We start from the raw sequence: 26,062 nt of genomic DNA, 5'->3' as shown, positions 1-26,062 counted from the left end.
TCTAGGACTTCGCGAGCGTAAACATCAGTAATAATTGACATTTCTTACTCTCCTTTGAGTTTAAATTTTTTACACCTCTATGATACCTTAAAAATACGCGTTTTTCAAGAAAAAACGTTATCTTTGTGCAGATTTTCCTTAACTTTATCAAGAAATCGCTTTCTTTTTGTTTGGAACAGCCTTTATTCGTTTGGCATTTTCAACCTAAAGTATGATATACTATTCTTATGACTGATCTATCTAAAGAAATTATGGAAAAGGCTAACGGTGGCCTAAAATTAAATCCTGATGAACAACGTCGCTTTCTAGGTACGTTTGAAGAGCGCGTTCTAGGATATGCCGATTTAAAAACAAGCAATAGTCCTCAGCTTCAGAAGGGCTTTTTGAAGGTGCTGGAAAGCTTGAATGAACAAGCTAGCCCTCTCTTTGTCAAGATTTCTCCAAATGTTGATTCTAGCGTCCAGTTGAGCTATCTAAAACAAGCAAAAGAATTTGGTTGCCAGGCTACTATTGTTTCGGAGGAACACGACTCCTCTCCTTTTGGGCTCGTGATTCATACAGATGCACCAGTTACCACTACTGACAAGGACCTCCGTTCTACTTTTGCGGATCTCTGGGAGGAAGAAAAGAAACCGACCAAACCTTCCCTTTGGAAAAAATGGTTTGGTTGATCAGAGCTGTCCCTTAGACTTTTTATTAGTATTAAACATTAGATGGAATAAAGCGGTTTAACCGCTTGAGTATGTAGACAAGCTATTGTTTTACATAAAACAGTTAGATGATTATCAAAAATGACTTTTAATTTTTAGTTATTTACGAAGATCAAAAACTTTCCGCTGTGAGAAAAATGCCTGAAACATAATTGTTCCAGGTATTCGGAATTATTGAGACCTTAGGCTCAATAATTAGTCATGGAACTTTGAAAAAGTTCGCTGACGTCCGTACTCACCTAAGGAAAGTTTTTCTGAAGACTTTATCTTCAATTTGAAGCGGTTTAACCGCTTTTTTCTATGCTTAATAGATTTCCGATATTTCTAGCTGTAAAGAGAAGATTTTCCCTCGCATCCTTCAGAAGTTGCTCTAAACTATCGGGATGTTTCGTAATAGAAAAGGCACCAACTATATTTTCAAATGGGAGACTTGGTAAATCATCTGCAAGACTGCCACAAATAGCTATTACTGGGATCCCTTTTTGGGTTCGTCTCGCAACCCCTATCGGAGCTTTCCCGGATAGACTCTGATGGTCCAGTCGTCCTTCTCCGACAATGACCAAGTCTGAGTTGGCTACTTTGGAGTCAAAGTCGATCAAATCTAAACAGATATCAATCCCTGATACTAGTCTCGCTTGCGCAAAGGCACAAAGACCCGCAGCAAGACCTCCACCAGCTCCCATCCCTGCTTGAGTCAAAATACTTGGACAGTGCTTTTCGTAAAAGCTGTAAATAGCTTGATCCACTTGCTCAAACATATTGGGACTGAGCCCCTTTTGTTTTCCAAAAATATAGGTCGCACCATCTAGTCCACATAAGGGATTGGAAACATCTGCTAAGATCTGTATCTGGACATCATCTGGGATCTTGAACGCTTCCTCTTTACGGATGGAATCCCATTCTAAAAGACTTTGTCCACAGGCCTTTAATTCTCTTCCTTCTCTATCATAGAATTGGTAGCCTAGACCTGCTGCAAGACCTAGCCCCCCATCATTGGTCGCGGTTCCTCCAACCCCGATATAAATCTCCTTTTTCCCCTGTTTGATTAAATAACAAATCAGTTCACCAATTCCTCGGGTTTCTAGGTCAAGTGGACGGCGTTGATCAATTGGAATTTTTCCTAAACCGATCAAGTCGGCTACTTCAAAGAGAGCCAAAGAATCCTTCTCCATATACCGCATTTCTACCGGCTCTCCAAATGGACCTGTGACAAGGGTAAAAGTTTCCTTCAATCCCAATGAGTAGCTGATGGCATCCACTGTCCCTTCCCCACCATCTCCAACAGGACAGGTGAGCGGTTCTACATCGAGGAGAGACTGACGCAAGCCTTCTGCAATAATTTCCGCTACATCTTTCGCAGGTAAGCTTTCTTTGAATGAATCTGGAGCAATTAAAACTTTCATGGACTCATCTCCTTTTTTCTATCCTTCCCTTTCCCACCACAACTTCATCTCCATAAAAAAACATCCAGGAATATTCTCCTGGATGTTTTGGATTAGAATCGAATGGATTCTCTTGTTTTTTCAAACGAGGTAACAAATCTCTCTGTTACTCCTGGTTCAACTGTTTCCAATGCTTCTGAAATGACTTTGAATGAAGCAGGATAGTCATACTCTTTTTCAAAGATGTACAAGGCTTCATCAAACGCTGCTTGGACATGATCGTCGAATGAACGATAGCGATTTGAGTATTGAAGCAACTGCTCTGTTAGAGTAGCATATTGTACTAATTTGTAGGTTTCTTCCTCTAACTCTGTCATATCGTTGGTCAAAATATCCAGGAGACGGTTGGCGTTTTCAATATTGACACGACGACCTTCTAACTCAGCCAAGAGAGCTTCTGTGTTATCACTTGCAGTGAAGAAGATAGTAAGGAAAGATTGAGGAATTCCAGGTAAATTCCGCTTGTCCATATAGCGCTTGATGGCATGTAAACGGTTGGCGTAGATATTTACCTTTTGACGAGCATTGGTGTCGTCTTTTTCAATCTTAGATAAGGTTTCGCTCAATGCAATTTGATCATCTTCAATCTCTTTCAAACGTTCTTCAATCGCTTCTAACTCTTCTTGTAGGATAGAGTAGGGTTTTTGAGTTTCAGATGTATCCTTCAAGGCATCTTCTACAACGAGCTCTTGAGCTGTTAATTCAGCTTCTAACTCCTTCAAATGATTTTCCTTGAGTTCTTTGCTTTCAAATGTTTTGCTGAGACGTTCAACTTCTTCTGCTAAACGCTTGTTATTTTCCTTCGCATGGGCAAGGTAACCTGGTAAGGCTTTGACCAATTTTTCAACAACTTTGTGTGATTCAATTTCACGAGTGAAAATATCATACAAGGCGTTAATTTCTTCTTGAATCTGCTCATTTTCATAGAGCGCATTATCTAATTCAAGAGCAGCAACATTTTGTAGATTGGCTTTCAAAGCTGCATGCAATTGTTGGAAACGTGCTTCCAAATCAGTCTCTGTAAAATGATAACCAGATTCCAAAAGTTTGCGATGACCAGCTTCCAAATCTTCCAATTGATCAGGAAGAGTTGTTTGGACATCCTTCACAATTGCAGGAACTTTTTCAACAATATGCGTCAAGGCTACAATGTGGTTTTCAGCTGTATCCAAAATTTCTGCAGCTTCAACAGGGTCACCTGATGAATTCAAGGTTACAAATTTTGAAAACTCAACTTGAATATTTTCAGCTTGCTTCTCGATTTCGGGAAGTGCTGGGCCGTATGCGTCCGGATCAGAAGCTACTTGTTTTTGCAAGTTTTCAAACATATCCAAGGCATGAACAACCCGACCGCTATTCTTTTCTTCTTTTTCTTTTAATTCAGATAAAGCTTGACGGATGGCCTTGATATCTTCATCAATCAATTGAACCTGACTCTCAATATTTCCAATTGCTTGCTTGGCTTTTAAAAAGCGGAAAGAATTGTTGTAGCCTTCTGCTTCAAAGAGGTTGTTCTCGATATCAGCAAAAGAATTGAGGGATAGGTCCACCCATTTTTGATTCCATTCACGAAATGCAACTTGACTTTGACCAATCAAATGCATATTCTTCACTTCTTCTACTTCATCATTTACCGGAAGGTTATACAACTGTTCTTTTCGTTCTTCCAGAGATGCCAGTAAGGCTTCGTTACGCTTTCTCAATAAGACTGCCACTACATATCCTAAAACCAAGAGGACCCCAATGACAATAATGAGAATAATTAGTCCACTAGACATATAAAAACTCCTTCATTAAATTACTTGAAAGTAATCGTAGTTATTATATCATAAATATTCGAATAATTGGCAAATATCGCAGAATTTTATACATCAAGTGTACTATATTCGGCATTTTCTTCGATAAATTCACGACGAGGTTCTACTCGATCCCCCATGAGCATATCAAAGATTTTATCTGCTTCTGCTGCATCATCAACTGTCACACGCGCCATGAGGCGATGTTCTGGGTTCATCGTTGTTTCCCAGAGCTGATGATCATCCATCTCACCCAAACCTTTGTATCGTTGAATCGTTGGTTTGGAACGACCTTCAGAATAGCGCTCCAAGGCTTCAGCCAATTCTGCTTCTTGGTTGGCTCCTGGTTGGATGTATTCTTTGATTTCACTACCGACTTTTACACCATAGATTGGTGGTTGGGCGATGTAAACATAGCCTGCCTCCAAAACTGGTTTCATATAGCGATAGATCAAGGTTAAGAGGAGGGTTCGAATATGAGCTCCATCGACATCGGCATCTGTCATGATGACTAATTTTTGATAACGGGCTTTCGATACGTCAAATTCTGCACCAAAACCAGTTCCCATAGCTGTGAAAAGGCTACGAATTTCTTCGTTGGCTAAAATCTTATCCATGCTGGCTTTTTCCACGTTGAGGATTTTCCCCCGAATAGGGAGAATCGCCTGGAACTCGCGGTTTCTACCTGATTTAGCAGATCCTCCGGCAGAGTCTCCTTCGACGATGAAGAGTTCTGTCTCAGCTGGATTGTTAGATGAACAGTCTGCTAATTTACCAGGAAGGTTTGAGATTTCTAAACCAGATTTCTTACGGGTGACTTCACGGGCGCGCTTAGCAGCAACACGCGCTTTGGCAGCCAAAATTCCCTTTTCGACAATTTTCTTAGCAATCTGCGGATTTTCCAACAAGAAATCAGAGAAGGCATCGCTGAACAAGCGGTTGGTAATCTTCACCACTTCAGAGTTTCCAAGTTTGGTCTTGGTTTGTCCTTCAAACTGTGGATTTGGGTGTTTGACAGAAATCACTGCCGTCAACCCTTCCCGGACATCTTCCCCTGTTAGATTTTCTTCATTGTCTTTGAGAAGTTTATTCTTACGCGCATAGTCGTTGATAACACGGGTCAAAGCTGTACGGAAACCTTGTTCATGAGTTCCCCCTTCATGGGTATGGATGTTATTGGCAAAACTCATGACGGTTTCGTGATAACCAGTCGTGTACTGCATGGCTACTTCAACCGTGATATCATCCAATTCTCCATCGGTATAAATCGGAGTTTCAAAGATGACATCCTTGTTTTCGTTGATGTATTCTACATAACTAGCAATCCCACCCTCATAGTGGTAATCTTTCGTTTGCTCCTGCCCTTCACGCTTGTCCGTGATCGAGATCCGTAAACCACGGTTCAAAAAGGCTAATTCTTGAATCCGTTTATTCAACTTGTCAAAGTCAAATTCAGTGGTTTCTGTGAAAATCTCTGGGTCTGGAGTAAAATGAACGGTTGTACCAGTTCGATCTGTTTCACCAATCACTTCAAGATCTGCAACGACTTGTCCGCGTTTGTATTCTTGGTAATGAATTTGGCCATTCTTATGGACGTGAACATCTAACTGAGTCGACAAGGCATTTACGACAGATGATCCAACTCCATGGAGTCCACCAGACACCTTGTAACCACCACCGCCAAATTTTCCTCCCGCATGGAGAACGGTAAAGACAGTCTCAACCGCTGGACGACCCGTTTTTTCTTGAATGTCAACCGGAATTCCCCGTCCATCATCGACGACTGTAATCGAATTGTCCGCTTCGATAAAGACTTCGATATGGCTAGCAAATCCTGCAAGGGCCTCATCGATTGAGTTATCGACGATTTCCCAGACCAAATGGTGAAGACCTTCTTTAGAAGTGGATCCGATATACATCCCCGGACGCATCCGAACTGCTTCTAAACCTTCTAAAACCTGAATCTGACTGGCATCATATTCTTGACCAGTCGTTTCTTGCTTCAATTCTTCTGTCATTCTTTCCCTTTTCTAATTAAAAATATAGGCACTTAATTGATCCATTGAGTCGAACAAATAGGTCGCCATGCCAGCTCTCTGACCAGCTTCGATATCGATTGGGCGATCTCCAATCACCAAGCCAGACTCAATCGCATACTTGTCTTTTAGATACAACATGGACGTAGGATCTGGTTTACGTGGAAAACCATCATCAGCTGTCACAACTTCTGTAAAGTAATGACGAATCCCTGTTTTTTCTAAGATGGTCTCTACATGATGGTCACGGTGAGAAACCAAAAAATGACGGGCTCCGACTGCTGTCAGACGATGCAATAACTCCTCAGTCCCCTCGAATAAGCAGGGGATTTCAAGAGCTTCTTTCTCTCGCTGTTTATACTCTCCCAAAAAGTCTGGAAGGTCTGAGGCAAACTGCTGAACAGCATAATCCGTGGAAACCTTTAAAGCTGCATAAACGGAATCATGATCAGCCTCCCTTTGGAAATACTGTAAGGTCGCTACAAAAGCTTTTGTAGAGGTCTCATAATTGTCCAATAAAGTCCCACCAAGATCCCATATAAAATCATGATAATCCATAGCTTCAATTATACCATATTTTTCAAAAAATTGCTTGTAAAGTCAATGTTTTAAAGGTTTTTTTACAGTCATCTCCCACCTGTTTTACTTTCATTCAAAAAGCATTTATATTTTGATAAAACTAGCCTATAAAAAAATGAAGACAGGAATTTTCCTACCTTCATTTTTCTTCTCAACAACTATGGGGCCGATGTTCCAAAAACATCTTGATAGAGCATCCCTTCTCTCAATGCCGTGGCATCTCCACCAAAATGGTTGACCAGGGCATAGGAAAAAGCAAGTGCTGTTGCAGGACCCCGACTGGTCAAGATGTGACCATCCTGAACCACTGCTTCCTTCACATAATGCTCTGTTCCAATTTCTTTTTCGAAGCCATCATAGCAGGTATAGCGTTTTTCATCAAGTAGTCCAGCTCGATCCAACACAATCGGAGCTGCACAAATAGCTGCTAGACTTTTTCCTTGTTCATGGGCTTCTTTTAAAGACAGGATCAAGCCTTCATGGTCGCGTAGATTTGCTGCTCCCGGCATCCCTCCTGGAAGGACAATGCCATCAAAATGATCCAACGAACCGGACCAGACCTCATCTACCTTCACTGTGATACCATGGGACCCTGTAACTACTTGATCAAATCCAACCATCTGACACTCGATTGCTGCTCTTCGCAAGACATCGACAACGGTCAAAGCTTCGATTTCCTCGAAACCACTTGCTAACATCACTGCTACTTTTGTCATATCAAATTATTCCTTTCTCGTGTAGTCGACTCAATTGTTTCTGTCTCAATAGTCGACTTTCTTTTTTCCGTTCTTCACTCACTCTATTTTGATGGCTCATGGATAACAATAAGCCAATCCCAATAAGGTTACTCACAATAGCGGATCCTCCTTGTGAGATAAAAGGCAAGGGAATTCCAGTGAGAGGCAAGATCCCAGTTACAGCCCCAATATTCTCAAATATGTGGAAGACCAACATCATGATGAAACCAGTTGAGATATAGGTGTAAAATTGATTATTGGATTTCAGAGTAATGCGCAACATCTTATAAACTAGAAACATGTATAAGAGAAGGAGGCACAGTCCTCCTACAAATCCAAAATCTTCCGCGATGACCGTAAAAATCATATCACTCTCCCTGACCGGGATCAACAGATTAGATACATTAAAACCTTGCCCCAATAGACCACCGCTGGCAATGGCCAGCTGTCCCTGAGCCTGTTGGAAGGTCATGGTTTGTGCATAATCAAAAGGATTCAACCAGGCTAAAATGCGGTTCATCTGATAGGTGGGCATCCCCAGAGTTTGATGGAGAAAGGCCCGCCCACCGTCGGATAGAAAGACGGCCAAAAAGAGAGCAATTCCACCTGCGAGGGTCAAAAAGACTGGTAAAATGATTTTCCAAGAGACCCCTGAAATAAGGACTACTCCTGAGAAGATGGCCATAAATACCAAGGAGGTTCCAAAATCATGTTGAAAGGCTAGAAGCCCTAGGACCGGTATGGTATAGGCAACAATTTGGAGAATGAGAAAAAAGTCTTTTTTTAGCGTCCGATCTTCTTCCCTATTGTTTCGTAAAAAATGAACAATCGCACGAGAGACCATCAAAATATAAGAAATTTTCATAAATTCTGATGGCTGAAAGAGGCTGATCCCCTTGTAGGCCACCCAGTTTTTAGAACCGGTCGAAGCAACCAGGTTTGGGTTGTAAAAATAAAGGGGCAAGACCATTAAGACCAAGCCAAAGACATACAAATAGGGCGTTACTTTCCATAAAAATTCTGTATTAAAGAGCATAACGACAAAACTAATCATACATCCTAAAACAATCCAGGCAACCTGTTGGCCTAAAATAGACCAAACCAAGTCAGGATAATCATTTGAAACTGCAATGTAGACTGCCACCACACCAAATGCTAATAATAACAAAACAGTGGTGATCAAGGAGAAATCTCCTCTAAGTTTGAAAGACTTACGTCTCTTCATTTCATCTCCCTTTCATTTAGATTCCTAAAACGTGTTGAAGTAGCAAACTAGAAATGGATACAGCTAGCCAGGCCACAAGGCCGATGAGGAGAGGAGCAACCCCCTGCTTACGGAAGGCCTGAATAGACACTTGACTTCCAATGCCAACCAAGGCCATAGCCATCAAATATTGTGACAACCATTTACAGAAGGGAATCCAATAACTTGGAAACCAGCCAAAGGACGTCACTAAAGAAGCCAAAAGGAAGTAAAAAATAAACCAAGGAACAATTTTACTCAATGCCACTTGCTTGCCTTCTCGATCCTGTTTCGACCGTCCTAGTAGTTTTAGTCCCAACATCCCAAAACAGATTGGAATAATCATCAGGGCTCGGGTCAACTTTACAACCGTAGCCACTTCACCCGCTGCTTTACTATAGGAAAATGCGGCCGCTACAACAGATGAGGTATCATTAATAGCTGTTCCTGCCCAAAAACCAAATTGCCGATCCGTCATAGCAAGGAGGTGACCAAAGAAAGGAAAGAGGAAAACCGCTAGGATATTAAAGAAAAAGATGGTCGACATAGACAGAGCGATGTCATTTTCATCAGCTTCTAGAACGGGAGAGGCTGCCGCGATTGCAGAGCCTCCACAAATAGCTGTCCCCATTCCAACCAAGGCTGTTAAGATCTTTGGAGCTTTTAAGAGGTAGCCCATTGCAAAAGCAGAGAGAAAGGCAATACTGATGGTCGGTAAACTAATGATCAAAGAAGACAGGCCCAATTGGGTCACCTTTTGAAAGGACAAGGTAAAGCCCATTAAGATAATGGAATATTGCAAGAGTTTTTTCCCTGAATAGGCTAGTCCCGGCCTACTATTTTGAGGCAAGAGTTGACTAGCATTCAAGAGGATGCCACATAGGATAGCAAAGAGACTAGAGCCAAGGATAGGTACTGCTTTTCCTAACACCATAGATAGTCCTGCTGTGAGAGCGGCTAGCAAGACACCGGGAACATACTGAGTTCCATTGGGTTTTTGATTCATGTTAACTCCTAAATTGTTCAACAACTTCTTTTACTTCTCCTGTCTTAGCAATGACAAGAGGAGCTATTTTCTCTAAACTAGCTTGAATCTGCGAACCATATTGACGATTTAATAAGCGTTGATCTAATAAAATGACCAGAGATTCTTGCTCGCTCGAACGACTCGAGCGTCCAAGAGCCTGCTTCAAGCGTAAGATAGCTAGTGGCAAACTATAATCATAGAAAGGATTTTTCCCTTCTAGACGCAAGGTTTCATGCAGCTTTTGCACGAAGAAATCACTTGGATTATCAAAAGGAATGCGAGGAATGACTTGAATGATTTTTGCTTGCTGGGCAAAATCGACCCCTTCCCAAAAACTACCGGATCCTAAAAGGACGGAAGCTTCCCTTCTATCAAATCGGCGTTTAATAGTTGCTGCTTCACCATTCTTATACTGAGCCAGATGACCCACTGTCATCAACTGAGAAGTTGCTAATAGCAAGTCCTTGGAAGTGAACAAGGCAAAGAGAGGCAAGCCAGTAGCTGCTAGATCATCCAAATACCTTGCTAAAGAGCCAGCTAATTCCTCTTGAGTCAAATTGGCCAAATCAGGAAATTCTCGATCGATGAAGATGGTTTGCCCTTGATGATAGGACAGTTCTTTCCCAATGAATTGGTAATTCTCAATTCCTAAAATCGAGGCTAGATTGACCTTTTTACTAATGGATAAGGTAGCTGAGACCAAGAGAAGTCTGGTAGTTGTTGGAATAAAGTCTTGAAGGGAAACCAAGCCCTCTCTTCCAGACTGCAAGCGAATTATCGGATGCTGATTCTCTTGTGTACGATCAATCCAAAAAATTTGAAAACGAGGATCAAAGACCGTTTTTAATGCAGCCAAGACTGGACTATCTAGTTCAGATAAATCCTGGCGAATTTTTTTCACCTGTTCCGGTGTTAATTCGACCTTTCTGCTACCCGATTCAAGATGTTTGAGTAGAGCATTCAATTCAAATTGGAGACTTTCAAGGATCCGCCGTTTCAACAAGGATTTTTCTATTTCAATCTCACGTTGCAGATCTAGCATGAAATCCGATAAGGATAAGGAAGCCCTTGAAAACTGCTCCAATGAAAAATAAAGTTTTTGTGCTTCATCCACCACTAGAGTCCGATTTTCTACTAGAGAAGGATCATCCTCTAATCGAGTCAATAAATAGGCATGATTGGTGAGCAAGACTCGACTCATTTTGGCTTTTTCTTGACCGAGACGCCAAAAATCTTCTGTGTAAAATAAAGATTTTTTTGATAGTTTCCCATCATGACGGATTCGTTGAACAAAATTCCCGTAACGATGGAGCTGTCCTACTTCGTTTAGATCACCCGTCCTTGTTTGGGTCAACCAGACTAGCAATTGCATTTTAAACCGATTCCATAGACGATTTTCCTCTGGTTCATGCAAGATTCGAAAGAACTCATCCAGTTTTAAATAATTTTGAGGACTCTTTAGGCTATGAAAAGAAGTCTGAAAAACGTCCTCAATCATCTTAGCCTCCTGCTGCATAATCTGGTCTTGTAAGACCTTGGTTGGAACACTGACAACAATCTGGTCCTTTGTATGCGCTAGTAAGGGAAGGAGGTAGCCATAGGTTTTTCCAATCCCAGTAGGTCCCTCGATAAAGGTTGCTACTTCTCTTGAAGACTGAAGACTTTCTTCAATTGACTGGGCAAACTCTTGCTGCAAGGGACGGGGTTCCATGCCCATTAACTGGATATTAATAGCAAACTGATCAGAAAAATTCTTGGCATCTCTTTTGATCAGAGGCTTACGAAGAAAAATCCCATGGTGAGATGTCAAGTCCTCTTTATGAAAAGCTCCCGCATCCTCGAATGCATCCTCTATCAAGAGTCTCGACTCGTAAATCAGATTATCAGAAAATGATAGCAAGGTTTCAACCAACTCCCTTGGTAAGGAAGCAATCGTTTCACGAAGCTTAAGAAATAGCTGGGCGGTTGCTTGCGCATCAGAAATAGCTGAGTGAGCATGGTCTAGAGGAATCGCCAATTCTTCACACAGGCTACTTAAATTGTATCTTTCTAATGTTGGGAAAAAGACTTGGGCCAATTCAACCGTATCGATCCGGGGGGTTATGAGCTCAAAGCCTTCCCAAAACAATGATTCTGCCAAGAGATTGGCATCAAATTTGACATTATGAGCCACAAAGACAGCATCTTCAATCAGTTCGTATACTTGTCTGGCCACCTGTGAAAAGTCAGGGGCCTTCCTGAGTTGCTGATTGGTAATCCCAGTCAGTTGGCGAATATGTTCGTCTAGTTCCTCATGCGGATTGACATCAGTCTCATAGGTCTCTACAATCTGCCCATCTTGAATGATGACAATCCCGATTTGAATAATTTTTGCATTGCTGCTTGCACTGGTCGCTTCCAGGTCCACGACAGCATATTTTCTTTTAACATTCGTCGTCATAGCACTTAAAATTATATCATTTTCCGACTCGCTTTGCTTGGTATTTTATGACATTGAAAGGACCAAATCCAGCCAAGCGACGATTCCTCGGTTTCTAGAGGCGTTTTAGTCAGCTATTTTACAATATTTTTGATAGACTAATAGAGAAAGGAGCTCTTATGAAAATCCATCGCATTGTCAATCCCATCGCTTATGAAAACACCTACTTGCTTGAAAACGAGGACTATCTTCTGGTCGTTGATCCCGGGAGTGCTTGGGAACAAATTCGCATCCGCATCGATCAACTCGCAAAACCAATTGCTGCTATTCTCCTCACCCATACCCACTACGACCATATCATGAGTTTAGAGAAGGTGCGGGAAACTTATGGCCATCCACCTGTTTATGTAGATGCTCATGAAGCAGCTTGGCTTCAAAGTCCTGTGGACAATCTTTCTGGTTTAGACCGCCATTCTGATTTAATGGATGTGGTCTGTCAGCCAGCCGAAGAGCTTTTTGACTATCGAACAGATTATCGTTTGAAGAACTTCCATTTTTATGTCCTTCACACACCAGGACATTCCATCGGAGGGGTCTCCTTGGTCTTTCCTGATGACCACCTTGTCTTGACAGGAGATGCCCTTTTCCGAGAAACTATTGGACGGACCGATTTGCCGACAGGAAGCGGACCCCAACTCCTTGAAAGTATTGAGACACAATTGCTCACTCTTCCATCCTCTTATGCAGTATACCCAGGACATGGGAATGATACCACTATCGGTCATGAAAAAATGTTTAATCCCTTCTTTCGAAATCGATAAAAAAAGGAAGTTCTTTTGAACTTCCTTTTTTGTATAATCTTAAATCTTCAAGAAACGTCTCATTGAAATAGATGAGCCAAGTGCTCCAATTAAAATACCGAGACCAAACAGTCCTCCGACCATAATCGGAACAAGAAGGTTTGGACTATATAAGAACAATTTCTGATCTTGTAGGGTATTGTACATAGACTTGTAGACAATATTATAGACATAATAAAGCAAGAGGGCTGGCGGGATTGCACCAATCAAGCCAATCCAGGCACCTTCCAGAAGGAATGGCGCACGAATATAGCCACTCTTAGCACCTACCAGACGCATAATCTTGATTTCTCGACTTCGTGAAATAATGGTAATCCGAATCGTATTAGAAATCAAGAAGACCGCGATAAAGATTAGTAAAGCGGCACCAATCAAGCCCCAAATACGGATGAAGTTCCCGAGAGCAAAGAGACGTTGAGTATCAACTCCCCCATCTTTTACTTCAGACACCCCTTCGATTTTCTTAGCGGCCTTGGAAACTTCTTTTACATACTTAGGAGCCGTTGTCTCTACAAAATAGGCATCATAGAGTGGATTGGCATCTCCGTCAAAAATTTTCCAGTTATTACCGGCAGTCTTGATCAAGTTTTCATATTGTTCTTCCTTGCTGGAGAACTCAACTTTATCAACATTCTTCATGGCTGTCAACGCATTATAGACTTTCTTGTAGTCCTCATTATCAACCATCTGGCCTTCTTTTTCGATCTGCTGGCTTTGATCTTGGATATCCTTGCGCATATAGACAACAATCCGTACACTATTTTGAATATCATCTGATAGCTTGATCGTATTCGCAATAACTGAGGCAAAAATCGCTACAAGTCCAAGTGTAATCATCACCGAACTAACTGCAGCAATGGTCATCCAGCCATTCCGTTTTAAACTTTTAAATGATTCAATGAGATGGCGGAAAAATCTTCTAATCATCGTATCCGTACTCTCCTTCCGCTTCATCCCGTACAACACGGCCATTTTCAATGGCGATAACACGGTGACGAAGTGTATTTACAATTTGGCTATTATGAGTCGCCATCAAAACAGTGGTACCTTGCAAATTAATTCGCTCTAAGAGGTTCATAATTTCCCAAGAGTTATCTGGGTCCAAGTTCCCTGTTGGTTCGTCCGCAATCAATACTTTAGGATTGTTGACGATGGCACGCGCGATAGCGATCCGTTGTTGCTCACCACCTGAAAGCTCATTTGGGAAGGAACGAACCTTGTGTTTCAAACCAACAAGGTCTAAAACTTCCATAACGCGTTTTTTAATGTTGCGACGACGCTCTCCGATTACTTCCATTGCGTAGGCAATATTTTCATATACGGTCTTTTTAGGAAGCAATTTGTAGTCTTGGAAGACTACCCCAACGTTCCGACGCAACATCGGAATATCGCGTTTTTTGATTTTATCTAAATCAAAACCAGCAACTTTCAAGCTACCTTTATCATGCTTCACCTCACGGTAAAGCAAGCGAATAAAGGTTGATTTACCTGCACCAGAAGGTCCTACAATATAGGCAAATTCTCCTGGTTCAATATGAACGGTCACTCCTCGAAGAGCTGTCGTTCCGTTGTCATACTTTTTGACAACATCTTTCATTTCAATCATTGACATGTATTGAAAATTCCTTTCCACATTTTATATAGAAGGAGGACTTTAATTGAGACGCCATTTTAAATAGGCATCAATAAAGCCATCAATATCTCCGTCCATTACTTTATCAACTTGGGCTACTTCATAGCTTGTACGGTGATCCTTCACCATGGTATATGGTGTAAAGACGTAGGAGCGAATCTGACTTCCCCAGGTGATTTCTTTTTTATCACCTTTTAAGGAATCTACTTCAGCTGCCTTCTTTTCTTGCTCCAATTGATAAAGTTTCGCCTGCAACATTTTCATTGCACGATCACGGTTTCCGTACTGAGTCCGGTCAACCGTCGAAGCAACTACAATCCCTGTTGGGATGTGAGTCAAACGAACACCTGTAGAAACCTTGTTGACGTTTTGTCCACCAGCTCCACCCGAACGGAAGGTATCCATCTTGATATCATCATCTCGGACTTCCACTTCAATGGTATCATCCAATTCTGGCATCACTTCAACTGACGTGAAGGATGTATGGCGACGTTTAGCTGAGTCGAATGGCGAGATCCGTACCAAACGGTGAACGCCCATTTCAGATTTCAACAAGCCATAGGCATGTGGTCCTTCGAAAGACAAGGTAACGGATTTAATCCCAGCCTCGTCTCCTGCCTGGTAGTCCAAGACTTCCACCTTGAAGCCATGAGCATTTCCGAAGCGGGTATACATCCGAAGAAGCATATCTCCCCAGTCCTGAGCCTCAGTACCACCAGATCCCGGATGGATTTCCAAGATTGCATTATTATTATCATAGGGTTCTGATAAGAGAAGCGTCATTTCATAACTGGTCATCATCTTATCCAACTCTGTCAACTTATCTTCTAGCTCTTCGTGAACGGATTCATCTTCTGAGAGAAACTCAAGAAGGATTTCGGATTCATCAAACAAGTCTGTCATTTGATGGAAATTCTCATAGGTTTGTTTCAACTCATTTAATTCCTGGGATGTTTTTTGCGCCGCAATATTATCATCCCAAAAATCAGGTTCTGTCATTTTGTTTTCCAAAATGGCAATTTCTTCTTCCAGACCCTCTAAGTCAAAGAGACCCCCTGAAAGAAGCTAATTTTTCACGATTCGCGTCAATTTTCTGACGGATTTCTGAAATATCCATAAGTACCTCTTTCTAAGTATCAGTCTATTATACCACAAACCCCGTCATTTGCACATAGTAAGAGATAGTAAGAATGGTTTACCTTACAAAAATCGCATAGAACCAGACCGTTGTCACCTCCCTTGTTACATAATTGTTAGATTTGTTACATGTTGGTTACCTTTCTCTTTCTCATCAACTTATGATACACTAGTGATATGACACGTATTGGTTTTATGAGTGACCTGCACCTGGATTCCAATCAGTTTGGCGAGGCCGAACGCATGCAACTCCTGCAGGTCCTACAAGAAGAACAGATTGATCACCTTCATCTAGCTGGAGACATCTCTAATGACTTTAAACAGATAAGCCTTCCCTTCATTCAGGACCTCCAAAGACAGCTTCCTGTCTCCTTTAACCTGGGCAATCACGATATGCTATTTCTTTCAGAAGAAGAAATCAAACAGTACGATTTTCAGGTCCAGACCTTTGGGGATAACCATTTAGTATCTCTTGCTGGATGGTACGATTATAGCTTTGTTCCTGAAAAGAGCAAGGAGGCCCATCTACGTACCAAGAATACTTTCTGGTTTGATCGAAGATTGGAACGTCCTTTAGATGACCCAAGGATCACGCAAGAAGTCCTCTTCCGATTGGATCAGGTCCTCGCTTCTTTAGATGGTAGAATCATCGTCGCTCTTCACTTTGTCCCCCACAAGGACTTCCTCGTTAGCCACCCCTACTTTCAGAAATTTAACGCCTTCTTAGGTAGTCAAGCTTTTCACGATCTCTTTGTAAAGCACGAGATAGCGGATGTCGTCTTCGGACACTTGCATCATCGCCATCCTTCCAGAGCCATCGATAACATCCATTATCACATGCGGCCTCTTGGCTATATTCGAGAATGGCAACTGACAGAAGACTTTTTCAAGGCCTATCCACAGTACAAGATCCCTCACATGTATCGTCTTCATAAACGCTACAACGCTGTGAAAGACTTACCTGAATTTCATCAATACAAAAGACAGCAGTTAGCAAGCGAATTTCGTCAGGCTTTAACCATCCTTGACTGCTAAAAAGAAAAAGATTTCGACCCCATAGGGAATCGAAATCTTTTTTTCGTTAAAATGGCTTAAGCTTCAGTTTCAAGGAGATTCTTTGCAACAAGCGCTGCCAAGACACCACCAACGATTGGGGCAAGGATAAAGATCCAAATTTGTTGGAGGGCTGCACCACCTACAAAGAGTGCAGGAGCCAAGCTACGAGCTGGGTTTACAGAAAGACCTGTAATGTTCAAACCAACAAGAATGATCAAGGTCAAGCTCAAACCGATGACAAGACCAGCGATTTTCCCGTTTCCTTTAGAAGCTGATGTCACTGTCATGATGACCAAGATAAAGATAAAGGATGCAATCACTTCAAACAAGAAACCGCCAAATGGAGTTACTCCTTTAGCCAAGGCATTTTCACCAAGACTAGCTGTTGACATACCGGAATTGGACAAAAGGAAAAAGACAGAAGCAGTCGCAAGGAAAGCTCCCACTACTTGCGCTACAATGTAGTTAACCAAGTCTTTAGATGACAAGCGTTTGTTGACAAACATAGCAATCGAAACAGCAGGATTCAAGTGAGCACCAGAAACAGTCCCGATAGAGTATGCAGCTGCAACAATGGACAAACCAAATGCCAAGGCAATTCCTAAATGCCCAAGACCTTCAGTCCCATTTCCAAAAACAACGGCGCCAGTCCCGATAAAAACAAGCATAAATGTGCCGATTACTTCAGCAAAAAACTTTTTCATAATATAAGTTTCCTTTCTTCAAACTGTTGTCTAGTTTATCAAAAATCTAGTCTTGCCTCAAGAAATATGCCCAGACATTTCTGTACACAAAAAAGCCATCCGAAGATGACTTTTGATACGCGTTTAAATAGCGTTTTTATCTTTTTCAAGTGCTCGTTGGATTGCTTTGACAATCTCAACAAGGACTACAATCATAAGCGCTCCTACAGCGACCACCATCCATTGAGTCAAACTCAAATGTGACACGTGGAAGAGATTATTAAATCCAGGAACCAAAATTGTCACCACAAAGAGAACAAAGGCAACTGGGATAGACCAGTTAAAGGTCTTGTTGGTAAAGAGTCCCACTTTAAAGATCGATTGGTAAACCGACTTAACGTTAAAGGCATGGAGCAATTGGATCAAACCGAGAGTTGCAAAAGCCATGGTAAGGGCATCCGCATGGATTTCAGTATGACTTTGGTGCTCTGGGAAGAGAAGAGCCCAACCATAAACACCTAAAACTAGCATCGTTTGGAAGATCCCTTGATAAATGATAGCTCCGAAGACACCGCCATCAAAGAAGTTAGACTTACGGCCACGAGGCTTGTGGGTCATGACACCTGGTTCAGCTGGTTCCACACCAAGGGCGATGGCTGGTAGCGTATCTGTTACCAGGTTAATCCATAGCAAATGCACTGGTTGAAGCACATCCCAACCTAACAATGTTGCAAAGAAGATGGTGAAAACTTCAGCCATATTGGCAGACAAGAGGTATTGGATTGATTTTTGGATATTTGAGAAGACCTTACGTCCTTCTTCTACCGCTACGATAATGGTTGCAAAGTTATCATCAGCAAGGACCATATCAGAAGCTCCCTTAGAAACTTCTGTACCTGTAATCCCCATACCGATACCGATGTCAGCTGTCTTAAGTGAAGGCGCATCGTTAACCCCGTCACCTGTCATAGCAACAACCTTACCTTCTTTTTGCCATGCTTTCACGATACGAACCTTGTGCTCAGGTGATACACGAGCGTAAACAGAGTATTGCTTGAAGACCTTTTGGAATTCTTCATCAGAGAGTTCATTCAACTCAGCTCCTGTAAAGACGTGGTCTTCTGTATCATTTGGATCGATGATTCCAAGACGTTTGGCAATGGCTTCAGCTGTATCTTGGTGGTCACCAGTGATCATAATCGGACGGATACCTGCTTCTTTAGCGACACGTACAGCTTCTGCAGCTTCTGGACGCTCAGGGTCAATCATACCGACCAAACCAGAGAAGATGAGGTCAGATTCAACAATTTCAGATTCCAAGGTTGGGATTTCCTTGCTTGTCTTATAAGCCATCATCAAGACACGAAGGGCTTGTTTGGCCAAGGCTTTGTTGATTGCAAGGATAGCTTTCTTGTCTTCTTCTGTGATGGGACGAACTTCTCCATTGACTTCAATACGCGTCACACGTTTGAGCAATTGGTCAGGGGCACCTTTAACAGCGATAAAGTATGAACCGTCAGCTTCCTTATGAATGGTCGACATGAGTTTACGGTCTGAGTCAAATGGCAATTCAGCCACACGAGGCTCATCCTTCAAGACTTCACGAACATCAAAATTGTGGTCCAAACCAAACTGTACAAGAGCAGTCTCAGTTGGGTCCCCAATCAATTTGCCAGATGGGTCCACTTTGGTATCATTAGCAAAGTTCATGATACGTAGAGTATTGTTGCTAGCAGCAATCTCAGCTGCAGAGCTTTGCAATTGACCATTGGTATAAACTTTTTCAACCGTCATTTGGTTCATGGTCAAAGTACCTGTTTTATCAGATGCGATGATTTCTGTTGAACCAAGCGTTTCAACCGCTGGCAATTTGCGGACAATCGAATTACGTTTGGCAAGGGTTGTTGTTCCCAAAGAGAGAACGATGGTTACAATGGCAGGAAGACCTTCTGGAATCGCCGCAACCGCAAGGGCTACCGCAACCATCAAGCCTTCCAACGGATGTTCACCACGAACGAAGACACCAACCAAGAAAGTAATGACCGCAATCACAACGATTAAGTAAGTCAAGGCTTTAGATAATTGTTCCAAGCTTTGCTTCAATGGTGTTTCAGTCTCATCGGCATTAGCCAACATATCTGCAATCTTACCAACTTCTGTATACATACCAGTGTTTGTTACGACACCAATCCCACGACCATAAGTTACATTTGAGTTTTGGTAACCCATGTTAACACGATCCCCGATACCAGCATCTGCTTCAACAAGTCCTGTCACATCTTTTTCAACTGGCACAGACTCCCCTGTAAGAGCTGCTTCTTCAATTTTAAGGGAAGCTGCTTCAAACAAACGCATATCTGCAGGCACGACATCTCCAGCTTCTAGCAAGACGATGTCTCCAGGTACCAATTCTTTTGAGTCGATCTCAATGACATGACCATCACGACGAACACGTGCCATCGGGCTAGACATATTTTTCAGAGCTTCGATAGCCGCTTCTGCTTGACCTTCTTGGTAAACACCAAAGGCAGCATTCAAGACAACTACGGCCAAGATGATCAAGGCATCTGTTAAACCATCCATTCCTTCTGTAATAACAGAAAGTGCCGCTGCCGCAAGCAAGATGATAATCATCAAATCCTTAAATTGATCAAGGAATTTAGCTAGTAGGCTACGTTTCTCGCCCTCTTCCAACTCATTTCGACCATAAGTCGCTAAGCGTTCTTGAGCTTGAGCAGTTGACAAACCTTCGATAGATGAGTCCAAATTCTTTAGGACTTCTTCTGCAGTTTGCGTGTAAAACAAGTCTTTATTTTGTTCTTTTGACAAAATAGTCTCCTCCTTTTTGGCCTCTTTTACAAAAAAAGAGACCTGTTTTTTAAAAAAACAAGTCTCGCTGTTTAATATAGTGCCGGAAATAATTCGGAATGACGACACTATCGCGGGAAATCCGCCAGCTACTCCCTTGAGTGGTTTCATTATACCACAACTCGTAAAAAAATCAAGAAAAACTACTGATAAACTAGTCTTCCCAAGTCAATTCTAAGTGATAGGTAGCGAATTGCTGACTTTCATCTGCCGTCAACAACTGATAGGACAAACCAAGCTTATTTTGCTCCAATACATATTCCTTGGTATCAATCACAAATTGCTGCATGCCTAGGGGAGTTGGAATGAGTGCATGACCTTTCTCTGAAGCCATAAATTTCATGATGGATTTTGGAGTTGAGAAGCGAGTCATGGTCAATTCTTGATCATGGAATTTCAAAGCTACTTTTTCTCCTTCTTCGTTGACGTAAAGCAGATAGTGATAGCCACCCTTTTCCTTCCATTCCCCTTCGTAATATTGATCCATCACTTCGAGTTGATCATCAAATTGAATCTGATTTTGTATTCTAATTTTCAAAAGTTCCCATCCTTTCCCTCTTTCCTTTATTTTACCAAAAACTTCTTTATTTTTCCTATTGCAACCATCTCTCGATACCAATTTAGGCCGTTTTCTGCTATAATAGAGGCATGAATGAAAAAGTATTTCGGGATCCTGTGCACAACTATATCCACGTGGATCACCCAGTCATTTACAAGCTCATTAATACAAAAGAATTTCAACGACTACGTCGCATCAAACAGTTGGGAACCTCCGGGTTTACCTTTCATGGGGGCGAGCATAGTCGTTTTTCGCACTGTCTAGGAGCCTACGAAATTGCTCGTCGCATCTTATCTATCTTTGATGAGAAATACACCGACCAATGGGACTCGAGTGAATCCCTCCTTACCATGGTTGCCGCCTTGCTCCATGACATTGGACACGGGGCCTATTCACATACCTTTGAAGGACTATTTGATACAGATCATGAAAAAATGACCCAGGAAATCATTACCTGTCCTGAAACGGAAATCTACCAGATTTTAATTCAAGTAGCTCCAGATTTCCCTCAAAAGGTTGCCAGTGTTATCGACCACACCTACCCTAATAAACAAGTGGTGCAGTTAATTTCTAGTCAGATTGATGTCGATCGCATGGATTACCTTCTACGAGACGCCTACTTCACTGGTGCCTCTTACGGGAACTTTGATTTAACTCGTATTTTGCGTGTTATTCGTCCAGTAGAAAACGGGATTGCCTTTCAGGTCAATGGGATGCATGCGGTTGAAGATTATGTTGTTTCTCGTTACCAAATGTATATGCAGGTCTACTTTCACCCAGCCACTAGAGCAATGGAAGTCCTATTGCAAAACCTACTCAAGCGAGCACGTCATCTCTATGCTACGCACAAGGAGTTCTTTCACGCGACTTCACCTCGCTTGATTCCATTCTTTGAACACCAAGTGAACCTTGCCGATTACTTGGCTTTGGACGACGGCGTCATGAATACCTATTTTCAATCTTGGATGGAGAGTCCTGATTCTGTTCTCTCTGATTTGGCCCAGCGTTTTATCAATCGCAAGGTTTTCAAATCCATTCTCTTTCAAGATAAGGATGAAAAACAATTAGCTGCTCTCAAACAACTGATTCAAGAGGTTGGTTTTGATCCGATCTATTATACAGCTATCCATCGAAACTTTGACCTTCCTTACGACGTTTACCGACCAGATTCAGAAAAACCTCGTACTCAAATTGAGATCATCCAAAAGGATGGTAAATTAGCTGAGCTATCCTTACTCTCTCCTATCGTTGCTTCCTTAGCTGGTAGTAGACAAGGGGATAACCGCTTCTATTTCCCGAAAGAAATGTTGCTTGAAAATAGCTTGTTTACACCTCAACTACAATTATTCCAGTCCTATATTATTAACGATACCTTCACAGGAGAGAAACATGAACATTAAACTTGTTGCCTTGGATATCGATGGAACCCTTTTAACGTCTGACGGCCAAGTAACCCCCGAAGTTTTCCAGGCTATCCAAGATGCCAAAGCTCAAGGGGTTCATGTTGTCTTAGCAACTGGTCGTCCTCGTTCTGGTGTCCTTCGATTGTTGGAGGAACTTCATTTGGATCAACCAGGTGACCTCGTCATCACCTTCAATGGGGGACTGATTCAAGACGCCCACACTGGTGAAACTCTCTATGAAGAACACCTCTCCTACAACGATTATTTGGATATTGAAGCGCTAGCTCGTAAGTTGGCTGTTCCTATGCACGCTAGTACCAAGTCTGGCATTTATACAGCTAATCGTAACATTGGTACCTATACCGTCCATGAAGCCAAATTGGTCCACTCGGATCTTTTCTATCGGACTCCTGAAGAAATGGAGCACCATACGGTTCTCAAGTGTATGTATGTCGATGAACCAGACATCTTAGAAACGGTCCTCTCCGCTATTCCGGATAATTTTTACGATCGATTTACGATTGTGCGTTCCGCACCTTTTTACCTTGAGATATTACCTAAGACAGTAAATAAAGGTCAAGCCCTCTTACAGTTAGCGTCCAAGTTAAACCTAAGTCCGGACCAAGTGATGGCGGTCGGAGATCAAGAAAACGACCAGGCTATGCTAGAGGTTGCTGGTCTCCCTGTAGCAATGGACAATGCCAGTCCTGAATTAAAAAAGATCGCTAAAGTCGTCACGCGCTCCAACGATGAGTCGGGTGTCGCTTACGCCCTTAGAAAGTGGGTACTCCATTAATGTATAGTTATAAAATCGGTATTACAGCCGAAGAACATGATGAATTCGTTAAAAATAGCCCCCAAACCAATTTGCTTCAAAGCTCAGATTGGGCAAAGATCAAAGATAACTGGGGCAATGAACGCCTTGGGATTTACCAAGATCAAAAACTAGTTGCAGTTGCAAGTATTTTAATCCAACCACTCCCACTTGGTTTTACTATGCTCTATATCCCACGTGGACCTATAATGGATTACCAAAATAGCCAATTAGTGTCCTTTATGCTCCAATCCATCAAAACATATGCTAAAAGTAAGCGAGCTGTTTTCGCCAAATTTGATCCCTCTCTTTTCCTTAGAAAAGGGTTAATTGGCCAAGAGGCAAAGGATCAAGAGGCTACTTTAGAGATTATCCAATCTTTAAAAGAATGTGGAGTGGAATGGGTTGGTCGGACGGAAGATATGGGGGAAACCATTCAACCACGTTTCCAGGCCAATATCTACAAGGAATACTTCACAGAGGACCAACTGTCTAAATCCACCAAGCAAGCCATTCGGACCGCCCGAAATAAAGGAGTCGAAGTCATCTTTGGAGGCACTGAACTCTTAGACGAATTTGCAGCTCTAATGAAAAAAACAGAGGCTCGTAAAGGTATCCATCTTCGTGGAAAAGACTATTATGAGAAACTGCTAACAACCTATGCAGGACAATCTTACATCACTCTATCAAGAATTAACTTGGCTCAACGCCTTGCTTCACTCAAAGAGCAACTGGAAAAAAATCAAGCAGAAGCTAGTCGTTTTAACGAAAAAACAAAACCAGGCAAGATTGACAACAACCGTCAAGAAAAAGAACGTTTGGAAGAAGAAATCCAATTTCTCAATCAAGAGCTAAAAGACGGCCAAGAAATCGTTTCTCTTTCTGGAACCTTGACTCTTGAATTTGGAGGCACTTCAGAGAATGTCTATGCAGGGATGGATGAGAACTTCCGCCGTTATCAACCAGCTATTTTGACTTGGTATGAAACAGCCCAGCATGCCTTTGACCGTGGAGCTGATTGGCAAAATATGGGAGGAGTTGAGAACCATTTAGATGGAGGACTCTACCACTTCAAGTCAAAATTTAATCCAATGATCGAAGAATTTGTTGGCGAATTCAACCTCCCAACAAGTATTCTTTATCCCCTTGTTAACAAGGCCTATCAATTACGAAAAAAACTAAGAAATAAACAGTAAGGTGACCTATGACATTCAATATTATTAGTAGGGAAGAATTTTACCAACACTCTCTTACTACTTCCAATCACTCTTTTTTACAGAGTATTGAAATGGCTGATTTGCTTCAAAAAAGAGGCGCAACTATTCAATATATTGGATGGAAAGAGCAAGGAACATTAGCTATCTCTGCCATTTTATATAGCCTACCCATGACAGGAGGCTTGCATTACGAAATCAATAGTGGACCAATCGTGACGGATGCTCGCTACCTACCAGATTTTTACGAAGCATTGCAGGATTATGTAAAAGAAAATGGTGGTATCGAATTTATTTTAAAACCTTATGACCACTATCAAGTTTTCGATAGCAATGGAAACCCGACCGAAGAAGAGCAAAAACAACTTCTCCATTCATTACTGGATCTTGGCTATCAATTTGATGGCTTACAAGTAGGCTATCCAGGAGGAGAACCTGTTTGGCATTATCTGAAAGACCTAACTGATTATGATGCGAAATCTCTCCTAAAATCCTTCAACAAAAACTGTAGCCGTAATATTACGACTGCCCTTAACTATGACATTTCCATCCGAAATATTAGTAGAGATGAGATCCCTCAGTTTAAACAAATTATTGAGGAAACTGGAAAACGTCAAGGCTTTGAAGACAAGAGCCTGGACTACTACTACGATCTCTATGATACCTTTGGAGACAAAGCAGAATTTCTCATTGCTGAAATCAATACAGCAGATGCAATCGCTTACTTAGACCAGAAGATTTCCTTGCTCAATCCTTCATCCAAACAATATGAGCAACAATTGCAAAAATTAGAGAAACAAAAGACAATTGTCCGGGAGACCTTGGCGGACGAAACGGTTGAAACAGTACCCTTAGCCTGCGCCCTGATCATCTATAATCCATCAGAAGTGACCTATTTGTTTGGTGGTTCGTATACCAAATATCAGAAATTCTCTGCAGCCTTCTTGATTCAATACCATGCCATGAAGCGTGCACTAGAAAAAGGAATCACCTTATACAATTTCCTTGGTATTCAAGGGATCTTCGACGGTTCAGACGGCGTTCTTCGTTTTAAACAAAACTTCAATGGCTATATCGTTCGTAAGATGGGAACCTTCCGTTATTACCCAAATCCTCTGAAATTTAAAGCCTTGTCCTTGATCAAACGAATCTTAGGACGCTCATAAAAAAACAAAAGCCAGCTTACTAGCTGGTTTTTTTAAGATAAAAAAAGACGAGAAATCTCTCGTCTTATATATTTTCGATTAGTTTACGAAGTTCAACAATGCCAAGAAGCTTTCTGGATCAAGTGATGCACCACCAACAAGAGCTCCATCAACGTCTGGACAAGCCATGTACTCAGCAACGTTTTCAGGTTTCACTGAACCACCGTATTGGACACGTACTTTGTCAGCTACTTCTTGACCGAAGTCAGCAGCTACAACGTCACGAACCACTTTACACATTTTTTGTGCATCGTCTTGTGATGCAGATTTACCAGTACCGATCGCCCAGATTGGCTCATAAGCGATAACAGATGCAGCTACTTGCTCAGGAGTCAAACCAGCCAAAGCAGCAGATACTTGAGCACCTACGAATTCAGCCGCTTTACCAGCTTCGTAAGTTTCAAGACTTTCACCACAACAGATGATTGGAAGCAAACCATTAGCAAAGATTGCTTTTGCTTTTTTGTTGATGTCTTCGTCTGTTTCGTGGAAGTAATCACGACGTTCTGAGTGACCGATCACAACATAGTCCGTACCGATTTCTTTCAAAACTTGTGGGCTAGTTTCACCAGTGAAGGCACCAGCGTTTTCAAAGTAGCAGTTTTGAGCAGCAACTTTAAGGTTTGAACCTTTAGCAGCAG

The 26,062-nt window shown here is 41.9% G+C and carries 22 protein-coding genes; 7 read left to right on the top strand and 15 right to left on the bottom strand.

All coding sequences use genetic code 11. The features are described from left to right. Positions 1–227: 227 nt before the first annotated feature. Positions 228–671, top strand: coding sequence for a DUF1694 domain-containing protein (locus RCH62_RS05295; protein ID WP_048789207.1), 444 nt, complete (start codon positions 228–230; stop codon positions 669–671). 323 nt (positions 672–994) lie between these two features. On the opposite strand, the gene RCH62_RS05290 is transcribed toward RCH62_RS05295, so the two are convergent. From RCH62_RS05290 to RCH62_RS05255, 8 genes are all read right to left on the bottom strand, one after another. After that, positions 995–2,113: a glycerate kinase gene (locus RCH62_RS05290; RefSeq protein WP_048789361.1), complete on the bottom strand. Its 1,119-nt coding sequence runs from the start codon at positions 2,111–2,113 to the stop codon at positions 995–997. A gap of 92 nt (positions 2,114–2,205) precedes the next feature. Beyond that, on the bottom strand, positions 2,206–3,930 hold the full coding sequence (ezrA, locus tag RCH62_RS05285) for a septation ring formation regulator EzrA (RefSeq protein ID WP_048789360.1): 1,725 nt from the start codon (positions 3,928–3,930) through the stop codon (positions 2,206–2,208). Between the two features lie 86 nt (positions 3,931–4,016). Beyond that, positions 4,017–5,966: a DNA topoisomerase (ATP-hydrolyzing) subunit B gene (gene gyrB / locus RCH62_RS05280; RefSeq protein ID WP_048789359.1), complete on the bottom strand. Its 1,950-nt coding sequence runs from the start codon at positions 5,964–5,966 to the stop codon at positions 4,017–4,019. Positions 5,967–5,978: 12 nt separating this feature from the next. After that, a complete protein-coding gene (locus tag RCH62_RS05275; RefSeq protein ID WP_006595945.1) occupies positions 5,979–6,542 on the bottom strand; it encodes an HAD-IA family hydrolase in 564 nt (187 codons plus the stop codon). A gap of 179 nt (positions 6,543–6,721) precedes the next feature. After that, on the bottom strand, positions 6,722–7,279 hold the full coding sequence (locus RCH62_RS05270) for a DJ-1 family glyoxalase III (RefSeq protein WP_048789358.1): 558 nt from the start codon (positions 7,277–7,279) through the stop codon (positions 6,722–6,724). Between the two features lies 1 nt (position 7,280). Beyond that, positions 7,281–8,525, bottom strand: coding sequence for an FtsW/RodA/SpoVE family cell cycle protein (locus RCH62_RS05265; protein WP_306474796.1), 1,245 nt, complete (start codon positions 8,523–8,525; stop codon positions 7,281–7,283). Between the two features lie 16 nt (positions 8,526–8,541). Next, positions 8,542–9,549, bottom strand: a complete 1,008-nt coding sequence (locus RCH62_RS05260; protein WP_306474795.1) for a YeiH family protein — start codon at positions 9,547–9,549, stop codon at positions 8,542–8,544. A gap of 1 nt (position 9,550) precedes the next feature. Next, the gene (locus tag RCH62_RS05255) at positions 9,551–12,010 is read right to left on the bottom strand and encodes a bifunctional DnaQ family exonuclease/ATP-dependent helicase (protein ID WP_306474794.1); all 2,460 of its coding nucleotides are present in this window, start codon (positions 12,008–12,010) and stop codon (positions 9,551–9,553) included. A gap of 158 nt (positions 12,011–12,168) precedes the next feature. On the opposite strand from RCH62_RS05255, the gene RCH62_RS05250 reads away from it, so the two are divergent. Beyond that, complete coding sequence (locus RCH62_RS05250) at positions 12,169–12,810, top strand: MBL fold metallo-hydrolase (protein WP_306474793.1); 642 nt, start codon at positions 12,169–12,171, stop codon at positions 12,808–12,810. A 39-nt stretch (positions 12,811–12,849) separates the two neighbouring features. Here RCH62_RS05250 and ftsX read toward each other — a convergent pair whose 3' ends face one another. The 3 genes from ftsX to prfB all read right to left on the bottom strand — a co-directional run bounded on the left by ftsX (position 12,850) and on the right by prfB (position 15,599). Continuing rightward, positions 12,850–13,776, bottom strand: coding sequence for a permease-like cell division protein FtsX (gene ftsX / locus RCH62_RS05245; protein WP_048714915.1), 927 nt, complete (start codon positions 13,774–13,776; stop codon positions 12,850–12,852). Further along, positions 13,769–14,461, bottom strand: a complete 693-nt coding sequence (gene ftsE / locus RCH62_RS05240; protein WP_006595938.1) for a cell division ATP-binding protein FtsE — start codon at positions 14,459–14,461, stop codon at positions 13,769–13,771. The genes ftsX and ftsE overlap by 8 nt, the downstream gene beginning before the upstream one ends. 42 nt (positions 14,462–14,503) lie before the next feature. Next, a protein-coding gene (prfB, locus tag RCH62_RS05235; protein WP_125335983.1) for a peptide chain release factor 2 occupies positions 14,504–15,599 on the bottom strand; the annotation gives its coding sequence in 2 pieces (ribosomal slippage) (positions 14,504–15,526 and positions 15,528–15,599; 1,095 coding nt in all). A 197-nt stretch (positions 15,600–15,796) separates the two neighbouring features. On the opposite strand from prfB, the gene RCH62_RS05230 reads away from it, so the two are divergent. Further along, entirely contained in the window at positions 15,797–16,654 is an 858-nt protein-coding gene (locus RCH62_RS05230; RefSeq protein WP_195611761.1) for a metallophosphoesterase, read from the top strand. Between the two features lie 56 nt (positions 16,655–16,710). Here RCH62_RS05230 and RCH62_RS05225 read toward each other — a convergent pair whose 3' ends face one another. The 3 genes from RCH62_RS05225 to RCH62_RS05215 all read right to left on the bottom strand — a co-directional run bounded on the left by RCH62_RS05225 (position 16,711) and on the right by RCH62_RS05215 (position 20,764). Beyond that, positions 16,711–17,379, bottom strand: coding sequence for an MIP/aquaporin family protein (locus RCH62_RS05225; RefSeq protein ID WP_006595935.1), 669 nt, complete (start codon positions 17,377–17,379; stop codon positions 16,711–16,713). A 123-nt stretch (positions 17,380–17,502) separates the two neighbouring features. After that, a complete protein-coding gene (locus RCH62_RS05220; protein ID WP_306474792.1) occupies positions 17,503–20,187 on the bottom strand; it encodes a cation-translocating P-type ATPase in 2,685 nt (894 codons plus the stop codon). 193 nt (positions 20,188–20,380) lie between these two features. Beyond that, positions 20,381–20,764 carry a DUF1934 domain-containing protein gene (locus tag RCH62_RS05215; protein WP_023023839.1) on the bottom strand — a complete coding sequence of 128 codons (384 nt, stop codon included), beginning with the start codon at positions 20,762–20,764 and terminating at the stop codon, positions 20,381–20,383. A 110-nt stretch (positions 20,765–20,874) separates the two neighbouring features. Here RCH62_RS05215 and RCH62_RS05210 point away from each other — a divergent pair, with 110 nt between their 5' ends. From RCH62_RS05210 to RCH62_RS05195, 4 genes are read left to right on the top strand one after another with little or no spacing between them, the layout of a single operon-like run. Then, on the top strand, positions 20,875–22,185 hold the full coding sequence (locus tag RCH62_RS05210) for an HD domain-containing protein (RefSeq protein WP_048688696.1): 1,311 nt from the start codon (positions 20,875–20,877) through the stop codon (positions 22,183–22,185). Then, positions 22,175–22,984: a sugar-phosphatase gene (gene yidA / locus RCH62_RS05205; RefSeq protein WP_154853404.1), complete on the top strand. Its 810-nt coding sequence runs from the start codon at positions 22,175–22,177 to the stop codon at positions 22,982–22,984. The genes RCH62_RS05210 and yidA overlap by 11 nt, the downstream gene beginning before the upstream one ends. Further along, entirely contained in the window at positions 22,984–24,198 is a 1,215-nt protein-coding gene (locus RCH62_RS05200; protein WP_023027076.1) for an aminoacyltransferase, read from the top strand. The genes yidA and RCH62_RS05200 overlap by 1 nt, the downstream gene beginning before the upstream one ends. Positions 24,199–24,206: 8 nt before the next feature. After that, positions 24,207–25,382: an aminoacyltransferase gene (locus tag RCH62_RS05195; protein WP_306474791.1), complete on the top strand. Its 1,176-nt coding sequence runs from the start codon at positions 24,207–24,209 to the stop codon at positions 25,380–25,382. A gap of 78 nt (positions 25,383–25,460) precedes the next feature. Here the strand turns inward: RCH62_RS05195 and tpiA are convergent. Beyond that, the coding region (gene tpiA, locus RCH62_RS05190; protein WP_306474790.1) for a triose-phosphate isomerase at positions 25,461–26,062 on the bottom strand (602 nt) is incomplete at its 5' end.

Source organism: Streptococcus sp. (assembly GCF_030825805.1).
Taxonomy (GTDB): Bacteria; Bacillota; Bacilli; order Lactobacillales; family Streptococcaceae; genus Streptococcus.
Note: the sequence above shows the minus strand (reverse complement) of the source record. Positions and strands in the feature narration are given on the sequence as shown.

Coding starts and splice junctions, on each gene's coding strand:
- RCH62_RS05295 (WP_048789207.1), top strand. CDS start 228: ATGACTGATCTATCTAAAGAAATTATGGAAAAGGCTAACGGTGGCCTA.
- RCH62_RS05290 (WP_048789361.1), bottom strand. CDS start 2,113: ATGAAAGTTTTAATTGCTCCAGATTCATTCAAAGAAAGCTTACCTGCG.
- ezrA (WP_048789360.1), bottom strand. CDS start 3,930: ATGTCTAGTGGACTAATTATTCTCATTATTGTCATTGGGGTCCTCTTG.
- gyrB (WP_048789359.1), bottom strand. CDS start 5,966: ATGACAGAAGAATTGAAGCAAGAAACGACTGGTCAAGAATATGATGCC.
- RCH62_RS05275 (WP_006595945.1), bottom strand. CDS start 6,542: ATGGATTATCATGATTTTATATGGGATCTTGGTGGGACTTTATTGGAC.
- RCH62_RS05270 (WP_048789358.1), bottom strand. CDS start 7,279: ATGACAAAAGTAGCAGTGATGTTAGCAAGTGGTTTCGAGGAAATCGAA.
- RCH62_RS05265 (WP_306474796.1), bottom strand. CDS start 8,525: ATGAAGAGACGTAAGTCTTTCAAACTTAGAGGAGATTTCTCCTTGATC.
- RCH62_RS05260 (WP_306474795.1), bottom strand. CDS start 9,549: ATGAATCAAAAACCCAATGGAACTCAGTATGTTCCCGGTGTCTTGCTA.
- RCH62_RS05255 (WP_306474794.1), bottom strand. CDS start 12,010: ATGACGACGAATGTTAAAAGAAAATATGCTGTCGTGGACCTGGAAGCG.
- RCH62_RS05250 (WP_306474793.1), top strand. CDS start 12,169: ATGAAAATCCATCGCATTGTCAATCCCATCGCTTATGAAAACACCTAC.
- ftsX (WP_048714915.1), bottom strand. CDS start 13,776: ATGATTAGAAGATTTTTCCGCCATCTCATTGAATCATTTAAAAGTTTA.
- ftsE (WP_006595938.1), bottom strand. CDS start 14,461: ATGTCAATGATTGAAATGAAAGATGTTGTCAAAAAGTATGACAACGGA.
- RCH62_RS05230 (WP_195611761.1), top strand. CDS start 15,797: ATGACACGTATTGGTTTTATGAGTGACCTGCACCTGGATTCCAATCAG.
- RCH62_RS05225 (WP_006595935.1), bottom strand. CDS start 17,379: ATGAAAAAGTTTTTTGCTGAAGTAATCGGCACATTTATGCTTGTTTTT.
- RCH62_RS05210 (WP_048688696.1), top strand. CDS start 20,875: ATGAATGAAAAAGTATTTCGGGATCCTGTGCACAACTATATCCACGTG.
- yidA (WP_154853404.1), top strand. CDS start 22,175: ATGAACATTAAACTTGTTGCCTTGGATATCGATGGAACCCTTTTAACG.
- RCH62_RS05200 (WP_023027076.1), top strand. CDS start 22,984: ATGTATAGTTATAAAATCGGTATTACAGCCGAAGAACATGATGAATTC.
- RCH62_RS05195 (WP_306474791.1), top strand. CDS start 24,207: ATGACATTCAATATTATTAGTAGGGAAGAATTTTACCAACACTCTCTT.